Origin of the sequence: Candidatus Sodalis endolongispinus (genome assembly GCF_018777395.1) — a bacterium.
Lineage (GTDB): Bacteria > Pseudomonadota > Gammaproteobacteria > Enterobacterales > Enterobacteriaceae > Sodalis_B > Sodalis_B endolongispinus.
In genome coordinates this window covers 1459116-1474161 of record NZ_JAFJYC010000001.1, presented here as the reverse complement: position 1 = coordinate 1474161, position 15046 = coordinate 1459116, and the positions used below count along the sequence as shown (strand labels likewise).

At 57.9% G+C, this 15046-nt stretch carries 6 protein-coding genes and 5 pseudogenes; 8 read left to right on the top strand and 3 right to left on the bottom strand.

Translation table 11 applies throughout. From position 1 onward, the window contains the following. Positions 1-43: 43 nt before the first annotated feature. The 4 genes and pseudogenes from JZM24_RS07140 to metF all read left to right on the top strand — a co-directional run. A pseudogene (locus tag JZM24_RS07140) lies at positions 44-220 on the top strand (PLP-dependent transferase); the annotation flags it as partial. Between the two features lie 2 nt (positions 221-222). Beyond that, a pseudogene (locus JZM24_RS07135) lies at positions 223-2661 on the top strand (bifunctional aspartate kinase/homoserine dehydrogenase II). Positions 2662-2929: 268 nt separating this feature from the next. Next, the gene (locus JZM24_RS07130; RefSeq protein WP_215669159.1) at positions 2930-3091 is read left to right on the top strand and encodes a hypothetical protein; all 162 of its coding nucleotides are present in this window, start codon (positions 2930-2932) and stop codon (positions 3089-3091) included. A 328-nt stretch (positions 3092-3419) separates the two neighbouring features. Then, complete coding sequence (metF, locus tag JZM24_RS07125) at positions 3420-4343, top strand: methylenetetrahydrofolate reductase (RefSeq protein ID WP_215669158.1); 924 nt, start codon at positions 3420-3422, stop codon at positions 4341-4343. Between the two features lie 106 nt (positions 4344-4449). Here the strand turns inward: metF and ppc are convergent. After that, a pseudogene (gene ppc / locus JZM24_RS07120) lies at positions 4450-7093 on the bottom strand (phosphoenolpyruvate carboxylase). Between the two features lie 253 nt (positions 7094-7346). Further along, positions 7347-8492: an acetylornithine deacetylase gene (argE, locus tag JZM24_RS07115; RefSeq protein ID WP_215670043.1), complete on the bottom strand. Its 1146-nt coding sequence runs from the start codon at positions 8490-8492 to the stop codon at positions 7347-7349. A 195-nt stretch (positions 8493-8687) separates the two neighbouring features. Between argE and argC the strand changes: the two are divergent. The 4 genes and pseudogenes from argC (at position 8688) to oxyR (ending at position 13486) form a co-directional block, all read left to right on the top strand. Then, positions 8688-9685: pseudogene (gene argC / locus JZM24_RS07110) on the top strand (N-acetyl-gamma-glutamyl-phosphate reductase). Positions 9686-9708: 23 nt separating this feature from the next. Next, complete coding sequence (gene argB / locus JZM24_RS07105) at positions 9709-10482, top strand: acetylglutamate kinase (protein ID WP_220098823.1); 774 nt, start codon at positions 9709-9711, stop codon at positions 10480-10482. 129 nt (positions 10483-10611) lie between these two features. After that, a pseudogene (gene argH / locus JZM24_RS07100) lies at positions 10612-11978 on the top strand (argininosuccinate lyase). Between the two features lie 590 nt (positions 11979-12568). Further along, the gene (gene oxyR, locus JZM24_RS07095) at positions 12569-13486 is read left to right on the top strand and encodes a DNA-binding transcriptional regulator OxyR (protein WP_215669157.1); all 918 of its coding nucleotides are present in this window, start codon (positions 12569-12571) and stop codon (positions 13484-13486) included. Here the strand turns inward: oxyR and sthA are convergent. Beyond that, positions 13469-14866 carry a Si-specific NAD(P)(+) transhydrogenase gene (gene sthA, locus JZM24_RS07090; protein WP_215669156.1) on the bottom strand — a complete coding sequence of 466 codons (1398 nt, stop codon included), beginning with the start codon at positions 14864-14866 and terminating at the stop codon, positions 13469-13471. The genes oxyR and sthA overlap by 18 nt on opposite strands. Between the last annotated feature and the right edge of the window lie 180 nt (positions 14867-15046).

Below are 15046 nucleotides of genomic sequence, written 5' to 3'. Positions count from 1 at the left end.
ATCGTTACCCTAGAGAGTCCAGAAATGCTTGCCACCCCACAGGGGCGTGGAAAGTCTTATTTCCCACGCCGCGACCATGACGCATGCGGGTATGGCGGCGGAAGCCCGTGCCCGCGCCGGTATTGGCGAAACGCTGCTACGCGTGTCGGTCGGGATCGAAGATAGCGAAGATTTAATTGCCGATCTGGAACAGGCTTTCCAGGCGGCACTACAGAGGTAAGCATGAGTCCATTAGTAAGCGCGGACAGCCCGACCGGCCGTCAATTGCATAAATTTGGCGGTAGTAGCCTTGCCGACGTGAAATGTTATCAGCGGGTGGCGGGGATTATGGCCGAGTACAGCCGGCCCGGCGATCTGATGGTGGTTTCCGCAGCGGGCAGTACGACCAACCAGCTGATAAGCTGGCTGACGCTGAGCCAAAGCGATCGTTTGTCCGCCCATCAGGTGCAGCAGAATTTACGCCATTATCAAAGCGAACTGATTAACGGCTTGCTGCCCCCTGCGGACGCTGAAGGGCTGCTCGCTGCGTTCATTCGCGATCTGGAGCGGCTGGCGGCATTGCTGGATGGTCGCATTACCGATGCGGTCTATGCCGAGGTGGTCGGCCACGGCGAAATCTGGTCTGCGCGGCTGATGGCCGCGCTGCTCAGCCAACTGTATATGGAAGCGCAATGGCTGGATGCACGCGATTTTCTGCGTGCCGAACGTGCCGCTCAGCCCCAGGTCGATGAGGGGCGTTCCTGGCCGCTATTGCAACAGCTGTTGACGCAACATCCTACCAAACGGCTGGTCATCACGGGCTTTATCTGCCGCAACCAGGCCGGCGAGACGGTGCTGCTCGGCCGCAACGGCAGCGATTATTCCGCCACCCAAATTGGAGCGCTGGCAAGCGTAGCCAGTGTCACTATCTGGAGCGATGTGGCTGGCGTTTACAGTGCCGATCCGCGCAAAGTGAAAGATGCCTGACTGTTGCCGCTGCTGCGCCTGGATGAAGCCAGCGAGCTGGCACGTCTGGCGGCACCGGTCCTGCACGCCAGGACACTGCAGCCGGTTTCCGGCAGCGATATTGATTTGCTTTTACGCTGCAGCTATCAGCCGGAGCAGGGCTCGACGCGCATTGAGCGGGTATTGGCCTCCGGTACCGGCGCGAAGATTGTCACCAGCCATGATGACGTCTGCCTGATCGAATTGACTATTCCGCCGCAGCACGACTTCGCGTTGGCCCACAAAGAGATGGAGCTGGCGTTGAAACGTGCGCAGATCAAACCGCTGGCGGTTGGGGTCCATCGCGACCGGCGTTTGCTACAGCTGTGCTACACCGCTGAGGTGGCCGGCAGCGCGTTGCGTATTCTTGAACAGGCCGGTTTGTCGGCGCATTTGCAATTGCGCGAGGGGGTGGCGCTGGTCGTGCTGGTTGGCGCCGGCGTGGCGAAAAACCCGCTGCACAGTCACCGTTTTTACCAGCAGCTTAAATATCAGCCCATCGAATTTTTCTGGCAGGCGGAGGATGGCATCAGTTTGGTCGAGGTGCTGCGGGTAGGGCCTACCGAGCATGTGATTCAAGGGCTGCACAGCTCGTTGTTCCGCGCCGAGAAACGTATCGGCCTGATGCTGTTCGGCAAGGGCAATATCGGTTCGCGCTGGCTGGAGCTATTTGCCCGTGAGCAGAAAAACCTCTCTGCGCGTACCGGCTTTGAATTTATTCTCAGCGGCGTGGTGGACAGCCAGCGCAGCCTGCTTAGCTACGACGGCCTTGGCGCCAGCCTGGCGCTGGCCTTTTTCAATGATGAAGCCACGCTTACCGAGCCGGAAGATCTGTTTTTGTGGATGCGCTCCCATCCTTATGACGATTTGGTGGTGCTGGATGTGACCGCCAGCGAAGCCCTGGCGGATCAATATTTGGATTTTGCCAGTTACGGTTTCCACGTTATTAGCGCCAACAAGCTGGCGGGGGCGTCTGACGGTGATAATTACCGTCAGGTGCGTGACGCCTTCGCCAAAACCGGCCGCCACTGGCTTTACAACGCGACGGTTGGCGCCGGCCTGCCGGTGAACCATACGGTGCGGGACTTGCTGGACAGTGGTGATAGCATTCTCTCCATTAGCGGTATCTTCTCGGGGACGTTGTCGTGGTTGTTTTTGCAGTTTGACGGCAGCGTGCCTTTTACCGAACTGGTGGAACAAGCTTGGCAGCAGGGCCTGACCGAGCCGGACCCGCGCGTCGATCTCTCCGGCCAGGATGTGATGCGTAAACTGGTGATCCTAGCCCGCGAGGCGTGGTATGCCATTGAGCCTAATCAGGTGCGGGTTGAATCGCTGGTGGCGCCCGGTCATGAAGCGGGGTCGGTGGATCACTTCTTTGAAGAGGGCGGCGAGGCGCTTAACGAACACATGCTGCAGCGTCTGGAAGCGGCGCAAGAAATGGGGCTGGTGCTGCGCTATATCGCGCGTTTCGAGGCTAACGGCAAGGCGCGGGTGGGCGTAGAGGCGGTGCGGCGAGAGCATCCGATGGCCTCATTGCTACCCTGCGACAACGTGTTTGCCGTTGAGAGCCGCTGGTACCGCGATAATCCGCTGGTCATTCGCGGCCCTGGCGCCGGACGGGACGTCACCGCCGGGGCTATCCAGTCGGATCTTAACCGTATGGCGCAGTTGCTCTGAGGGCGAAGCGCAAGGGTAACCGGCGTAAAGGTTGCCAGCGCCCGATGGCGCAGGTGTCCCGTGCCGCTGTGGTCGGTGCCTGAAGGCGGGGATGTCCGGCGCCGCAGTGGTTGGTGCCCGATGGCGGGGTGTCCCGTGCCGCAGTGGTCGGTGCCCGATGGCGGGGTGTCCCGTGCCGCGGTGGTCGGTGCCAGATGGTTGGGTGTCCCGTGCTGCGGTGGTTGGTGCCCAATGGCGGGGTGTCCCGTGCCGCGGTGGTCAGCGCCCGATGGCGGGGTGTCCCGTGCCGCGGTGGTCGGTGTCCGATGGCATGGTGTCCCGTGCTGCGGTGGTCTGGTGCCCGATGGCGGGGTGTCCCGTGCCGCAGTGGTCGGTGCCCGATGGCGACAGCGTCCCGCGCTGCGCCCTGGGGATGCCGTTCCGGTTGTGATGAATCTGCTTCATCATCCCGCACCGTGCGCCAATGCGCCGCGGCGACGCCCGCGCCTCCTTAGGTAACAGGGATCGGTCCAGGCCCCTTTCTCCGCGCCGCGCGCTCTGCGCGTGTTCGGGTACTTCCCAGGTTGTAACCGTTTTATGCCTCACTAAGCCAAATTGAAAATAATTCACTCTCCTTGAATATTACTCGCCTCCGGCAACAATGAATTGATTGACGAAACTCGTGAATTCAGTCATTTTCTATTTAGACCTCTAAACGTATAGACGCTTATCTGTGGCGGGCACAACGCCCCTCCTACATCGTGTCATGAGGTAAAGGTATGAGTTTCTTTCACGCCAATCAGCGGGAAGCATTGAATCAGAATCTGGCGGAACTGCAGGGCCAGATAAACGTCTCGTTTGAATTTTTTCCGCCCCACACCAGCGAGATGGAACAAACTCTCTGGCAATCTATCGACCGGCTGAGCGAACTGAAACCCACTTTTGTCTCGGTGACCTATGGGGCCAACTCCGGTGAACGCGAGCGTACCCACAGCATCATCAAAGATATCAAAGAACGTACCGGTCTGGATGCCTCGCCGCATCTGACCTGTATCGACGCCACCCCGCACGAGCTACAGGTGATAGCGCAGGACTACTGGCATAGCGGGATCCGCCATATCGTGGCGTTACGGGGCGATTTACCACCCGGTAGCGGTCGGCCGGCGATGTACGGCGCTGATCTGGTCGCGCTGCTCAAAAAGGTGGGAGACTTCGATATCTCCGTGGCTCTCTACCCGGAAGTGCATCCAGAAGCCAAGAGCGCTCAGTCGGATCTGATCAATCTGAAAAAGAAAGTCGATGCCGGTGCCAGCCGGGCGATTACCCAGTTCTTTTTCGATGTGGAAAGTTATTTGCGTTTTCGCGACCGCTGCGTGGCCGCCGGTATTGATACCGAAATTGTGCCGGGTATTTTGCCGGTGTCGAATTTTCGCCAACTGCAGCGTTTCGCCGCCGTCACCAATGTAAAAGTACCCAACTGGATGACCACCATGTTCGACGGGCTGGATAACGATCTGGAAACCCGCAAAATGGTGGGCGCCTCCATCGCCATGGACATGGTAAAAATCCTCAGCCGGGAAGGGGTAAATGATTTTCATTTTTACACCCTGAATCGCGCCGAGCTAACCTATGCCATCTGCCATACGCTGGGTGTGCGCCCGGAAATCAAAATCGCCCCTGCGGCCAATCGGGCCGCAGGATAACGCGTCCCGCCGCCGGGTTTCTATTTTGCGGGGGTGATGGCCCGTTATCGCAAGCGCCGATGTCGTTCGTGGGCGGCTTCGCTGCCGCCGCGCGCTTCACCGCTCCTTAGCCGGTATTCCGCATCCCCGCCGCCACCCCGGCGATAGTAACCATTAACGCCTGTTCCACCCTTGCATCTGGATGCTCCTGCTGCCGTGAACGATGCAGCAGCTCCGCTTGCAGCACATTGAGCGGATCGGTATACACATTACGCAGGGCGATGGATTCGACAATCCACGGCAAATCGGCCATGAGGTGATCATCGTTGGAGATCGTCAATACCACGTTAATATCGTCCGCCAGCTGTTGCCGCAGCTTTTTGCCCAGCGGCCACAGGGACTCTTCCACCAGACGCTGATCGTAATATTCGGCCAGCCAAAGGTCGCTTTTGGCGAACACCATCTCCAGCATGCCGATGCGGGTGGAGAAAAAGGGCCAATCGCGGCACATGGCTTCCAATTGGTCTTGCTTGCCGGACTCCACCGCTTTTTGCAGCGCCGCGCCGGCCCCTAGCCAGGCAGGCAGCATCAGGCGGTTCTGCGTCCAGGCGAAGATCCATGGAATGGTACGCAGGCTCTCGACGCCACCGGAAGGACGGCGTTTGGCCGGCCGTGAGCCGAGCGGCAACTTGCCCAGCTCTTGCTCCGGGGTCGCTGAACGAAAATAAGGGACGAAATCCGGGTTTTCACGCACGTAGCCGCGATACATATCGCAGGAAACCGTCGATAGCTCTTCCATCAGCGCGCGCCATTCCTGACGCGGTTCCGGTGGCGGCAATAGGTTGGCATCAAGAATGGCGCCGGTGTAGAGTGCCAGGCTGCTAATAGCCACTTCCGGCAGGCCGTATTTGAAGCGAATCATCTCGCCCTGCTCGGTCACGCGCAGGCCACCCTTCAGGCTGCCGGGCGGTTGGGACAGCAGCGCGGCATTGGCCGGCGCGCCGCCGCGACCGATAGAGCCGCCGCGTCCATGAAACAACGTCAGATTGATACCGGCCTTGTCGCAGGTTTTGATCAATGCGTCCTGTGCGCGATACTGCGCCCAGGACGCGGCCATCACGCCGGCATCTTTGGCGGAATCGGAATAGCCAATCATCACCATTTGCTTGCCCTGAATGATGCCGCGATACCAATCAATGTTAAGCAGCTCGGTCATGACCCGATCGGCGTTATTCAGATCGTCTAGAGTTTCAAACAGCGGTGCTACCGGCAAGGTGTATTCACATCCCGCTTCTTTCAGCAGCAAATGCACCGCCAGAACGTCGGAGGGGGGTACGCGCTATGGAAATCACATAGGCAGCCACCGAACCCGGCGGCGCGTCAGCAATGACCCGGCAGGTATCGAGCACTTCGGTCGTCTCATCGCTAAGCTGCCAGCGTCGGGGGAGCAACGGACGGCGGGAATTAAGCTCGCGGATTAAAAACGCCTGTTTATCGGTTTCCGGCCAGCTGGCATAATCTCCCAGACCCAGATAGCGGGTAATTTCGCTTAACGCCTCGGTATGGCGGGTGCTCTCCTGACGCACGTCGATGCGCACCAACTGAATACCGAAGCATTTAATGCGCCGCAGCGTATCCAGCAGCTGACCGCTGGCGATAATCTTCATCCCGCACGCCCGCAGCGATTGATAACAGGCGTAAAGCGGTTCCCAAAGCTGATCGTTGGTTTCCAGCAAATCGGTCGGCGCCGAGCGATGTTCGCCGCGCAGTTGCGCCGCTAGCCAGTCCTGGGTACTCAGTAACTGCGCGCGCAGCCGCTTCATCAGCCGGCGATAAGGCTCCTGCTCTTCTTCGCCTCCTCCCGCCAGCGCGCGCAGCTCGGGGGTGCATTCGCCCATCGACAGCTCCGACACCAACACCTGAACATCGCGCATAAACAGATCCACCGCTTTCCAGCGGCTAAGCAGCAGCACGCGGCGGGTAATATCGGCGGTCACGTTGGGGTTGCCGTCGCGATCGCCGCCCATCCATGAGGTGAAGGTGACCGGCACATTTTCCACCGGTAATTTGTAGCCGAAGACATCCTCCAGTTGTTCATTCAGCTCACGTAAATAGCGCGGCACGCCATCGCAAAGACTGTTTTCCACTACCGCAAACCCCCAGCGGGCTTCATCCACCGGCGTCGGGCGATGTTTACGGATTTCGTCGGTATGCCAATATTGGGCGATCAATTGGCGCAAGCGGCGCATGATTTGCTTATGTTCATACTCCGGCAGATCGTGGTGATCCAATTGCTTCAGGCAGTTATTCACCTCCACCAGCATATGTATCAGGGTGCGGCGGGTAATTTCGGTGGGGTGCGCGGTCAAGACCAGTTCTATCGACAAGGATTCCACCGCGGCGCGAATGGCTTTTTCATTCAGTTCCGGGTGCTGTTTCAGCCGGGTGAAGACTTTGCCCAGCACTTCAGGATTATTAGCCGCTTCACCATGGGGGGAAATAGAATGAAATTGCTCGGCGGTGTTGGCTAAATTGAGAAATTGGCTGAAGGCGCGCGCCACCGGCAGCAACTCATCATTGGACAGGTTTTGCAGCGTGGAAAGTAACTGCTGGCGATGCTTTTCATTGCCGGCCCGGGACGATTTAGACAACTTGCGGATGGTTTCGACCTTTTCCAGGATATTTTCACCCATCGCATCTTTTATCGTGTCGCCCAGAAGCTTCCCGAGCATACTAACATTGCTTCGCATTGCCGAATATTGTTCGTTCATATGGACCCTGATTGGACTCTTTGTAAATTTATTTCACCGGATAGCGTTAATCGTTTGCCTTATATCTAGCCACGTATCGCAATGTTCGTCAATTGCCAACATTTCACGACAAAAAACCCCACATTCGCGGCAATTCGCGAGATTTAATTACACCTGCCAATTATAAGAATATCTTATTCGTTCGGGCGGTGTTTTCGGCGAAAAGGGTGTTTTCCACTCGCGACCACGCCGGCGTGGAAAGCGGGTTTTTTATTCAGTGATGGCAGAAATGTTGCACGATTTGCGTAATCAATTCCCGGGTAGGTTTAATGAAAGCGGTATCAATGAATTCGTCAGGTTGATGGGCCTGATTAATCGAACCCGGTCCCAGTACCAGGGTGGGACATAACGCCTGAATAAACGGGGCTTCGGTACAGTAATTGACCACTTCGGTTTCCACCCCCAGCAGCTTTTCCACCACCTGCACCATCGGCGCATCCGTCGGGCATTCATAGCCCGGGATGGGCGGATGCAGTGCTGAGACCGTGATACGCCCCGGCCAGCGTTCGCTGACGGAGGCCAGGGCATCGGTCATCAGCTCTTCCAGGTCGCCGAGGGTCAGACACGGCAGCGGGCGAATATCCATGTGCAATTCGCAGCAGCCGCAGATGCGGTTGGCCGCGTCTCCGCATTGAATATGGCCGAAATTCATCGTGGGGTAGGGAATGACAAAAGCCGGATGATGGTAACGTGTTTGTAGGGTATCGCGCAGCAGCATCAGGTGAGAGATGGCTTCATGCATCACCTCGATGGCGTTGACACCGCGCGCGGGATCGCTGGAGTGCCCCGACTGACCCATGACGGTGACCGCGTTGGAAAGGTGGCCTTTGTGCGCGCGCACCGGCGTCAGCGAGGTGGGTTCGCCGATGATGGCGCAATCCGGCCGCAGCTGACTGCTGCGGGCGAAATAGCTGGCGCCGGCCATGGAGGTTTCTTCATCCGCGGTCGCCAGGACATACAGCGGTTTTTTAAGCGAAGCGACATCGATATCACGCAGGTTGTTTAGCACAAAAGCAAAAAATCCTTTCATATCCGCGGTACCCAGACCGTAGAGCTTATTGTCGTGCTCGCTTAGGACAAAAGGGTCCCGCGTCCAGCGGCCATCGTCAAAAGGCACCGTATCGCTGTGGCCCGTTAATAATAATCCCCCCGGCCCACTGCCCGCGCTGGCTAGCATGTTAAACTTATTACGTGTCCCCGGTACCGGCTGGACCTCCACCTGAAACCCCAGATCGCGGAACCACCCCGCGAGCATAGTGATTAAGGACTCATTACTTTGATCCAGCGCGGCGTCGGTTGCGCTAATGGACGGCGTGCCAATAAGCGCACGGTATAACTCAATAAAAAGGGGTATTTTCATCATCGGGGTTGACAGCCTTTGCTTTGGATAGTATCAATATTCATGCATTTATTGTGAATAAAAATACAGTAATGTCGAGCGTGACGTAAAAGGGTTTACACCAGACTACTACGCTTGACCTCGCGGGTGAACAGCGGATTGGCGCTGATTCTCCCTACATCCGTTTAGATATGGTTAAGAAGGCAAATGAATTTTATGCTGAATACGCTGATTGTCGGCGCCAGCGGCTACACCGGTGCTGAGCTTGCGCTCTACGTGGCCCGCCACCCGCAGTTGAATCTCGCCGCGCTAACGGTTTCCGCGCAGAGTGCCGATGCCGGCAAATTGCTGTCCGAGCTACACCCGCAATTAAAATGCATTGTCGATTTGCCGCTGCAGCCCATGGACGATGTCAGCGCATGGGCGAAGCGCGCCGATGTGGTGTTTCTCGCCACCGCCCATGAAGTGAGTCATGATCTGGCGCCGCAATTTTTAGCGGCCGGCTGCGTGGTGCTTGATCTCTCCGGCGCCTACCGCGTCAATCAGGCGGCCTTTTACACCGAATACTACGGCTTTGAACATCAGCACGGCGACTGGCCGAGTCGGGCGGTCTACGGGCTGGCGGAGTGGCAGGAAGCGGCGTTAAAAACCGCCCAGCTGGTGGCGGTGCCCGGCTGTTATCCCACCGCCTCACAGCTGGCGCTTAAACCTCTGGTCGAGGAGGGACTGCTTCATGGTGGCCGGTGATCAATGCCGTCAGCGGAGTCAGCGGCACCGGGTGTAAGGCGTCGCTCGGCAATAGTTTTTGCGAAGTCAGCCTTCAGCCTTATGGTATTTTCACCCACCGGCATCAGCCGGAGATTGCTTGTCATTTAGGTATTCCGGTGATCTTCACGCCGCACCTGGGCAATTTCGCCCGCGGCATTATGGCGACCATCACCTGCAGGCTGCGGCCCGGCGTGACGTCGGCGGCAGTCGCGGCCAGTTTCCATCAGGCCTATGACGATAAACCGCTGGTGCGGCTTTACGACCAAGGCGTGCCGGCGCTGAAGGCGGTCGTGGGCACGCCGTTTTGCGATATCGGTTTCAAAATGCAGGGCGAACATCTGATCGTGGTCGCCGCCGAGGATAACCTGCTGAAAGGGGCGGCGGCGCAGGCGGTGCAGTGCGCCAATATCCGTTTTGGTTTTGCGCAGACGCTGGTGCTTTGCTAAGGACTAATGAGGCCAATAACATAATGAATCGATTGATTATCAAACTGGGCGGCGTTTTGCTCGATAGCGACGAGGCGCTGGAGCGTTTGTTTACCGCGCTGGGCAGTTATCGCGCCGAGCATCGGCGTCCTTTGCTTATCGTCCACGGCGGCGGTTGCCTGGTGGACGAGTTGATGCATAAACTTTCCCTGCCGGTGGTCAAGAAAAACGGCCTGCGGGTGACGCCTGCGGATCAGATAGCGATTATTACCGGCGCGCTGTCCGGTACCGCCAATAAAACGCTGCTGGTGTGGGCGAAAAAACATGCCATCAATGCGGTGGGACTGTGCCTGGGGGATGGCGACAGCGTGAACGTCACGCCGCTTGATACGGCGCTGGGTCATGTCGGCCATGCTCACCCCGGTTCGCCGGCGCTGCTGTCGACGCTGTTGGCGGCGGGCTATTTGCCCGTTATCAGCTCGATCGGGTTGACCCATGACGGCGAACTGATGAACGTTAACGCCGATCAGGCGGCCACCGCGCTGGCCGCTACGTTGGGCGCCGACCTGATTTTGCTATCGGACGTCAGCGGGATCCTCGATGGCAAAGGCCAGCGCATCGCGGAAATGACCGCCCAGAAAGCCGAGCAATTGATCGAGCAGGGGATCATCACCGACGGTATGATAGTGAAGGTCAACGCCGCGCTTGATGCGGCCCGCACGCTGGGCAGACCGGTGGATATCGCCAGCTGGCGCCACGCCGAGCAACTGCCGGCGCTGTTTAACGGCGTTGCCATCGGCACCCGTATACTGGCCTGATTGCCGGCCTCGCCGGCAGCGTGACGCCGGCCGGTTCGTTTTACCCTCTTACGGCGCGGCACGAGGCCGCGCACGCACCCTTACCGCGCGCGATGGCGCGCGTCAGCATCGTTTTCAGGAGAGCAGGTTATGGCACTTTGGGGCGGACGATTCAGTCAGGCGGCGGATCAACGTTTTAAATCTTTTAACGACTCGCTGCGGTTCGATTACCGTTTGGCTGAACAGGACATCGTCGGTTCCGTGGCCTGGTCCAGCGCGCTGGTCACCGTAGGGGTGTTGAGCGAAACGGAGCAGCAACAGCTGGAAGATGCTCTTAACGTGACCTTAGAGGAGGTGCGCGCCGCGCCGGAAGTCATCCTCATGAGCGATGCAGAAGATATCCATAGCTGGGTAGAGCAGCGCTTGATTGATAAAGTGGGCGATTTAGGCAAAAAGTTGCACACCGGACGCAGCCGAAACGATCAGGTGGCAACCGATCTCAAGCTGTGGTGTAAAGCGCAGGTCAACGATCTGCTTGGCGCGATACATTTATTGCAGCAGGCGCTGGTCATGACCGCCTAGGCCCATCAGGACGTGGTGATGCCCGGCTATACCCATTTACAGCGCGCGCAACCCATTACCTTCGCCCACTGGTGTCTGGCCTATAGCGAAATGCTCGCCCGCGATGAAAGCCGCCTGCGCGACACGTTGACGCGTCTGGACGTCAGCCCGCTCGGCGCCGGCGCGCTGGCCGGTACCGCCTATGCTATCGATCGCGACAAGCTGGCCGGCTGGCTGGGTTTTGCTTCTGCGACCCGTAATAGTCTGGATAGCGTTTCCGATCGCGATCATGTTCTGGAACTCCTGTCGGATGCGGAGATTGGCATGGTGCATCTTTCCCGCTTCGCCGAAGATTTGATTTTCTTTAATACCGGCGAGGCGGGCTTCATCGAATTATCGGATCGCGTTACTTCCGGCTCGTCGCTGATGCCGCAGAAGAAAAACCCCGATGCGCTGGAGCTTATCCGCGGCAAATGCGGACGAGTGCAGGGCGCGTTGACCGGCATGATGATGACGTTGAAGGGCCTGCCGTTGGCCTATAACAAGGATATGCAGGAAGATAAAGAGGGGCTGTTCGACGCGCTGGATACCTGGCTTGACTGTCTGCATATGGCGGCGCTGGTGCTTGATGGGATCCAACTGAAATCGCCGCGCTGCAGCGAAGCGGCGCAGCAGGGTTATGCCAACGCCACCGAACTGGCGGATTACCTGGTGGCGCGGGGTATTCCATTTCGCGAAGCGCACCATATTGTCGGCGAGGCGGTGGTGGAAGCTATCCGTCTGGGGGTGCCCCTGGAAGCGCTACCGCTGGCGCAACTGCAGGCTTTCAGTCCGGTGATTAACGATGATGTCTATCCGATCCTGGCGCTGGCGTCGTGTCTGGCGCAGCGAAAGGCGGTGTGGCGCCGGAGCAGATCGCCCAGGCTATCGCCGTGGCAAAACAGCGACTGGCATAAAGCCCGCGGCGCGGCGCCTGCCGGATGCTTTGAACGGGCAGGTGGGTGGATTGACGCGTGGGTCCAGCGTGGCCGGGCATTGGCCCGCAGAGGCTACTGCTGCGGGCGGCCCGCGTCTTCCACCAAAACGCTGAGCGTTTTTCGCGCTGCACGGCGCATCCATTGATGCATTCAACTAATGTTCGCGCTGCACGGTGCATCCATTAGTGCATTCATCCTATGTTCGCGCTGCACGGTGCATCCATTGATGCATTCAACCAATGTTCGCGCTGCACGGTGCATCCGTTGGTGCATTCAACCAATGTTCGCGCTGCACGGTGCATTCGTTAGTGCATTCAACCAATGTTCGCGCTGCACGGTGCATCCATTGATACATTCAACCAATGATCGTTCGGATAGGCAGAGAATATCGCTTGCGGGACCTTTTCCCTGCCTAACCCGTAACTTTCTCCCGTCATTTTATGAGATTGGTGAAGTGGGACACCATTAACCTGTGGCGTAAATTATTATTGGTTTTAGCTATTGATAGGGTTAATCGTTGATTGCTATTCTATCTATCGACGCGGGCTATCGCGTCGATGGAGGAATTGATGAACATTCGCGATCTAGAATATTTGGTGGCTCTGGCCGAGCATCGTCATTTTCGACGCGCCGCCGACTCCTGCCATGTCAGTCAGCCCACGCTCAGCGGACAGGTGCGCAAGCTGGAAGATGAATTGGGCGTGATGCTGTTGGAACGAACCAGCCGTAAAGTGCTTTTCACCCAAGCCGGCCTGCTGTTGGTGGATCAGGCGCGTACGGTGCTGCGGGAAGTGAAAGTTCTGCGCGAGATGGCCAGCCAGCAGGGAGAATCCATGTCGGGGCCGCTCCATATCGGCCTTATCCACACCGTGGGGCCGTATCTGCTGCCGCATATTGTTCCGACGCTGCACCAGACCTTTCCCAAGCTGGAAATGTACTTGCATGAGTCCCAAACCAGCCAGCTGCTACAGCAGCTCGACAGCGGCAAGCTGGACTGCGCCATTCTGGCGCTGGTGAAGGAGTCGGAAGCGTTTATTGAGGTGCCCTTGTTTGACGAACCAATGCAGTTGGCTATCTATGCCGATCATCCATGGGCGGATCGCGATCGGGTGCCAATGTCCGATCTGGCCGGCGAGCGTCTGCTGATGCTGGAGGATGGCCACTGTTTGCGCGATCAGGCGATGGGGTTTTGCTTCCAGGCCGGTGCCGATGAAGACACCCATCTCCGCGCTACCAGCCTGGAAACCCTGCGCAATATGGTGGCGGCGGGCAGCGGCATTACCTTGTTGCCCTCCCTGGCGGTACCGCGGGAGCGCAAGCGGGATGGCGTTTGCTATCTCCCTTGTTACAAACCGGAACCGAAACGTACCATTGCGCTGGTGTATCGCCCCGGTTCACCGCTGCGTGCCCGCTATGAGCAACTGGCGGACAGTATCCGCAGCCATATGCAAGCCTACATGGTCACTGGCTTAAAAGAGGCGGTTTAAGCCGTTAAGCGCTGCCACCCGGTAGGCTTCCGCCATGGTGGGATAATTGAAGGTGGTATTGACGAAATACTCGATAGTATTGCCTTCCCCCTTCTGCTCCATGATGGCCTGGCCGATATGAATAATTTCGGCGGCGCGCTCGCCAAAACAGTGGATGCCTAGGATCTGCTTCGTCTCGCGGTGAAATAACAATTTCAGGCTACCGACATTCATGCCGACGATTTGCGCCCGCGCCAGATGTTTGAACTGCGCGCGTCCGACTTCATACGGGATCTTCAATGCCGTGAGCTCTTGCTCGGTTTTGCCGACAGAGCTGATTTCGGGAATGGTATAAATGCCGGTGGGAATATTTTCAATCAGCTGCACATTGGCCTGGCCTTTGATGATCACCTGCGCGGCGATACGGCCCTGATCATAAGCCGCGGAGGCCAGGCTGGGGTAGCCAATCACATCGCCGACCGCGTAAATATGGCGGGCGGCGGTCTGATACATGCTGTTGACCTTGATAAGGCCGCGGCTGTCCGCTTCCAGCAAGACATTGTCCAGCTTGAGCGTATCGATATTGCCGGTGCGGCCATTGGCGTAGAGCAGGCAATCGGCTTTCATGCGCTTGCCGGAGCGGAAACGCACCTCGACGCCGTCCTCGAGCCCTTTGATTTCTTCGTATTCCTCATTGTGGCGAATAACTACCCCGTTTTCCCAGAAATGATAGGACAAGGCGTCGGACATCTCCTGATCGAGGAACGCCAGCAGCCGATCCCGGGTATTAATCAGATCCACCTTGACGTTCATGCCGCGGAAAATCGAGGCGTACTCGCAACCGATGACGCCGGCGCCGTAGATAATGACATGGTGGGGATCGTGCTTGAGATCGAGGATAGAGTCGCTGTCATAGACACGCGGATGGTCGAAATCCACATCTTGCGGGTGATAGGGCCGGGAGCCGCAGGCGATAACGATGTTTTCCGCGCTGAGGGTTTCGGTCGTGTTATCGCCGTAGTGGATCTGCACCCGGTGTTCATCGACGAAGCTGGCCTCGCCGGTAAAGATTTGGCAGTGGTTGCGCTCGTAAAAACCCTGGCGCATGTGGGTTTGCTGCTTTATGACCTGATCGGCATGACGCAAAATATCGGCGAAACCGGTGTGGGGCAGGCGGGTATTACCGTGCAGCGGGCTCTGATTAACTTCAATAATCCGGCTGACCGCCTGGCGCAGCGCTTTGGAGGGTATGGTGCCCCAATGGGTACAGCCGCCGCCGACGTTGTCATAGCGCTCAATGACCGCGACGCGCGCGCCCCGCTTGGTCAACCCCATGGCGGCGCCTTCGCCGCCGGGACCGGAACCGATAATAATGGCATCGTAATCGTACTTCGCTTGCATAGCTGCCCCAACCCGATAAGTACAAATTAACAACCTAATTGTAACATCAACGCCCGCATATCCCAATTGTCAACGTAGCGGGCGGAGGGTAATCGCACGGATCGTCCCTTCGCGCCCACGGGGACGGTCAAGGTTGGTACCAGGGCGTTTGGGACGTTAAAATACACAGTTTGTATCAAC